The organism is Streptomyces sp. MZ04 (assembly GCF_004684775.1).
In the GTDB taxonomy this organism is placed as follows: domain Bacteria; phylum Actinomycetota; class Actinomycetes; order Streptomycetales; family Streptomycetaceae; genus Streptomyces.
The window spans coordinates 1-3,135 of record NZ_SRIC01000488.1; the positions used below are offsets into that span (position 1 = coordinate 1).

Consider the following 3,135-nt stretch of genomic DNA (forward strand, 5'->3'; position numbering starts at 1 on the left):
GGGGGATGCCGCGGGAGCGCTCTGGGGCGACTTCTGCGGCGTCTCGAGTGTCTTCGGTACGGGAACCACGGCACCGACGCTAGCCCGGCCGCCTCCGCCGCCACATCGGGCCGGGGGCCGAGACCGGACCTAGGACCGATGGCCGATGGGCCCCCGTCGGGCGGTGGCCCAGGCCAGTGGACTGGACCAACGAAGGCTTCCCATCTGTGACTTGAGTCACAGGGCCCATAAATTGTTGACCCTGTGTACCGAGTGAGCTGCTCGCTGTGATTCAGTGACGGTGGCAATCAGACACTGGGGTGACTCAGACACTGAGGGAACACTAAGGGCGCTGCGAATCCTGGAGTTGCTGTCGAGGTCTCGGGGAGAGCGAGCAATGGAGACCGAGTCGGAGCCGTACGTCCGTCTTGCGACCCTGCGGCAGCTGCATCAAGTGGTGGCGGACCTGAACACGGCCCGAAGCCTGGCGGACACGCTGCAGACCGTCGCCGACGGCGTGGTCAACGGCCTTGGCTATGAGCTGGCGTGCGTCAATCTCGTGCGCCCGGACGGCGACCTCGTCGTCGCCGCCTTCGCGGGCAACACCGCCGCCGAGGCGCTCATCACCGGCCGGGTCGGCTCCCGCGACGCCTGGGAGCGCCGCCTCTCCATGGGCGAGGGCTGGGGCGCCCTCCGCTTCATCTCGTACACCGAAGGCTGGATCCTCGACGAGGACGACGTCCCGCAGTGGTACACCGAGGGCCCCGAGCCCCGCTTCGAGGACGAGTGGCACCCCTCCGACCGGCTCTTCGCCCCCATGTACGCGACCGGCGCCGCCGGCGGTGAACTGCTCGGCGTGATCTCCGTGGACCGGCCGCGCAACGGACGGCGGCCCGGCGCCTGGGGCCGCGAGGCCCTGCAGATGTACGCCTTCCAGGCCGCCATCGCCATCAGCAACGCCCGGCTTCGCGCCAACATGCAGCGCGCCCTGGTCCGTCTGGAGCGCGAGCAGCAGGCGCTGCGGGCCAGCGAGGAGAGTTTCCGGCAGGCGTTCGAGTACGCGCCGTCCGGCATGGCCATCGCCGAGATGGGCGGCGACCAGCACGGCCGCATCCTCAGGACGAACGACGCGCTCTGCCGCCTGCTCGGCCGCCCCGCGTCCGCCATGCGCCGCTACTCCTTCTCCGACCTGGTCCACCCCGAGGACATCGGCACCCTCCTGCGGACCTCCGCCGAGGGCGGCCGCGCCGAGCTGCGCCTGGGCCGCCGCGACGGGACGTACGTCTGGGTGTCGCTGCGCAACTCCGTCGTCGCCGACGCCGCCGACGGCCCCCGCTTCCTGCTCACCCACGTCGAGGACATCGAGGAGCGCAAGCGCCGCGAGCTCCATCTCGCCCACCGCGCCTCGCACGACTCCCTCACCGGCCTGCCCAACTCCGCGGAGCTGCGCTCCCGCCTCGGCGCGCGCCTGTGCCGCCGCCCGCACGCGGGTCAGCCCAGCGCGGTGGACTCGCTGGACGCCGCGTACGACGGTGCCTACGGCGCGGACGGGCAGCACGGCTTCGACTACGGCCTGCACGCCGCGCAGGCGCCGAACAGCCTGCAGCAGAGCGGCGAGGGCTTCGACCACCACGTCCACACCGTCGCGCCCCCGGAGGGGAACGGCGACACGGACGACGGCACCAAGGGCCTTGCCGTTCTCTTCTGCGATCTCGACGGCTTCAAGTCCATCAACGACCGCTTCGGCCACCACACCGGCGACGCCGTCCTCATCGAGGTGGCCAGGCGGCTCACCCACGGCGTGCGCGACGGGGACACGGTCGCCAGGCTCGGCGGCGACGAGTTCGTCGTCCTCGCCGACGGGCTCGGCCGGGCCGACGCGCAGGACCTCGCCGTGCGGCTGCGGAACGCGATCATCCCGCCGATCCGGGTGGACGGCAGGGCGGTCAGGGTGGGGGCCAGTTTCGGCATCGGCTGGGCGCACTGCGGGATGTCGGCCGACGAAGTGTTGCACTCCGCCGACCAGCGGATGTACGTGGAGAAACGGTCACGTGCCAAGCAGCACAGGCGGGCCGGCTGACGGGCCGGATGAGGTCCACGCCACCCCGTGGCATCGCCCGGAGCGGGTAGGCTCCCCCGGTCAGCGACATGAGGGAGTGACCTGGGAATGACGACGCCCGGCAATAACGGCGAGCAGACGCCGAGCGCGCCGCAGGGCGACGACGACCCGTTCGGCTATCTGTACGAGGACGGCCAGGCGGCCGGTGCGACGCCGCCCAGCGGAGGCGGCGGCTACGGCTATCCGGGCCCCCGGTCCTCGTACAACCAGGTGCGCGCGGTCGGCGACCGCCGCCCCGCGTACGGTCAGCAGCAGGCGCAGCAGACCTACGGCCAGCAGGTCCCGCAGCAGCCCTACGGCGGGCCGAACGCCCACTACGCCGCTCCGGAGACGCAGCCGGGCGGCGCGCCCCAGTACACTCCCGCGCCCGCCGGCACGGGCGGCGGCCGGGGCCGCGGCCCCAACACCAAGGGCCTCCTGATCGGTGCGATCGCGGTCGTGGCGGTCGTCGCCATCGGCATCGGCGCGGCGATGCTGTCCGGCGGCGGGGACGAGGGCGGCGACGCGGATGCGGGCGGCAAGCCCTCGGAGGCGTCGACGGTCGAGCCCAGCGAGAAGCCGTCGAAGCCCGGGAAGGACCCGGTCGACCTCCCCAAGACGGACGCGAAGGCGCTGAAGCTGGACGGCGGCACGACGACCGCGTCGGACATCGGCGGGGCGGAGTCCGCCGGCGGCGTGTACGTGGCGGGGCTCGACAAGGTCGGCGCGCAGGTCACGTGGACGGTGAACGGGATTCCCGAGGGCGGGACGTACAGCCTTCGGGTGCGGTACGGCGTGCCGGGCAAGGATGCCAACGCGAACATCATCGTGAACGGCAAGAAGGAAACCCGTCCGCTGAACATGAAGAACTTCGCCGGCGCCGAGGAAGGCGACTGGGAGAAGGGCTGGACGAACACGTACGCCGTGATCCAGCTGAACAAGGGGACGAACACGGTCGCGCTCGCGTGCGATCAGAGCAACATCTGCGGGGCGAACCTGGACCAGATGTGGCTGGTCGAGGGCAGCCAGGGGTAGTCAGGGGCAGGGGTAGTCAGGGG

The 3,135-nt window shown here is 71.7% G+C and carries 2 protein-coding genes; both read left to right on the forward strand.

The window, feature by feature from the left end; genetic code table 11:
- Positions 1-376: 376 nt before the first annotated feature.
- The gene (gene cdgB, locus E2651_RS42265; protein WP_135336572.1) at positions 377-2,059 is read left to right on the forward strand and encodes a diguanylate cyclase CdgB; all 1,683 of its coding nucleotides are present in this window, start codon (positions 377-379) and stop codon (positions 2,057-2,059) included.
- Positions 2,060-2,146: 87 nt separating this feature from the next.
- Positions 2,147-3,112 (forward strand): carbohydrate-binding protein, encoded by a 966-nt coding sequence (locus E2651_RS42270; protein ID WP_135336573.1) that lies wholly within the window; start codon positions 2,147-2,149, stop codon positions 3,110-3,112.
- Positions 3,113-3,135 lie beyond the last annotated feature (23 nt).

Bases quoted from the DNA above. Each gene is read 5' to 3' on its own strand.
- cdgB (WP_135336572.1), top strand. From the start codon at position 377: ATGGAGACCGAGTCGGAGCCGTACGTCCGTCTTGCGACCCTGCGGCAG.
- E2651_RS42270 (WP_135336573.1), top strand. From the start codon at position 2,147: ATGACGACGCCCGGCAATAACGGCGAGCAGACGCCGAGCGCGCCGCAG.